General features: G+C 42.0%; 1 pseudogene. It reads left to right on the top strand.

Annotated elements, in window-relative coordinates:
* Positions 1-118: 118 nt before the first annotated feature.
* Positions 119-576 (top strand): annotated as a pseudogene (locus ACFIO3_RS15255) (phage portal protein); the annotation flags it as partial.

Consider the following 576-nt stretch of genomic DNA (forward strand, 5'->3'; position numbering starts at 1 on the left):
GCCAACGAAAACACGACTATCAATCTCTATGGACCAGCCTTTAATGTTTTAGTTGCATCCGGTCTGTTAGGTTATGTGAGTGATAGCAAACAGACCACTATTGGCTTTGATGGGCATAGATACAATTATTTGGGTTAAAAATGGCGCGCTTACAGGAGAAAAAATTCAACCAAAGCCAAGTGCATAATTTCCCAATGGATTTTTCCAGCTGTTTAATGAATCGCGTGAAGCGATAACGCATGTAACAGGGTTATCAGCTGAGTTTATCGGAACACGGGAGGTTAACCAAGCCAATGTGCTGGAAAATACACGCCGGCAATCAACGCTTAATTTGCTTGCGGGGCTGTTTGACAATCTCAAGCTTTATCGGTGTAGGCAGGAAAAGATTATTCTCTATCTTATTCAAAATTATCTCTCTGATGGGCGTTTGGTACGTATTTCTGGACAAGAGAATGCCCAATATGTGCCGTTGACGCGTGAAGCTGTCACAACGCTTGAGTACGACATTATTGTTGATGATTCACCGACAAGCCCCAATGAAAAAGAGAAAACTTTTGCAGCAATTACGCAGATGTT

The sequence above is a fragment of the Bartonella sp. AD328YNZD genome, assembly GCF_042196425.1.